This window comes from Deinococcus radiopugnans ATCC 19172, assembly GCF_006335125.1.
Taxonomy (GTDB): domain Bacteria; phylum Deinococcota; class Deinococci; order Deinococcales; family Deinococcaceae; genus Deinococcus; species Deinococcus radiopugnans.
In genome coordinates this window covers 1-800 of record NZ_VDMO01000075.1, presented here as the reverse complement: position 1 = coordinate 800, position 800 = coordinate 1, and the positions used below count along the sequence as shown (strand labels likewise).

Sequence of the window (800 nt, the reverse complement as noted above, 5' to 3'; positions counted from 1 at the left end):
CCCCAGCGATGTCGATGACGAGACGTATCATTTCCTGCTGCCGTATCTGGCCCTGAGTCCAGAACACGCCCCACAGCGGAAGTATCCGCTCCGAGACGTGTTGAATGCCTTGTTGTGGATGAGCCGCACTGGAGCGCAATGGGCATATCTACCGCATGACTTTCCTCCGCCTGAGATCGTGCGATCTCAGGCTCAGCGCTGGTTCGCTGCCCACTGCTTCGAAAACGCCGTGCATGACCTGCGCTTGTTCACCCGGGTGCAGCAGCAGCGCGGTGGGGAACCCACCGCGATCATCGTCGACAGTCGAACCCTGCAGAGCACGCCAGAGAGCGGCCATCGTGCCGGGTATGACGGAGCCAAGCGGCGCAAGGGCACCAAAGTTCACCTGGTCGTCGATACGCTGGGCCACCTCGTCACCCTGATGACGTCCCCAGCGCATGAACAGGATCGGGCACAGGTCTTTGACCTGTGCCGGGAAGCACAAGAGATCACTGGCGGCATGCTGGAGGTCGCCTTCGTGGATCAGGGCTATACCGGACAAGCGACTCAGGAGGCAGCCAGGCAGAGCAACATCGAGCTGGTGGTCGTGAAGCGTTCAGACGCTTCACGTGGCTTCGTGCTGCTTCCGAGGCGCTGGGTGGTCGAGCGTTCCCTGGCCTGGTTGTCACGCTTTCGTCGCCTGGGGCGAGATCTGGAACGCCTTTCTTCCACCCTGATCGGCTTTCATTTCGTGGCCGCTTGCGTTCTGATGCTGGCGAAAATCAGGCCCTTTCTTGGGTAGGGTTCTTGGCAGCCTCTAG

General features: G+C 60.9%; 1 protein-coding gene. It reads left to right on the top strand.

Features of this window, described 5'->3' with window-relative positions:
* The coding region (locus FHR04_RS20740; protein WP_139405063.1) for an IS5 family transposase at positions 1 to 781 on the top strand (781 nt) is incomplete at its 5' end.
* Positions 782 to 800 lie beyond the last annotated feature (19 nt).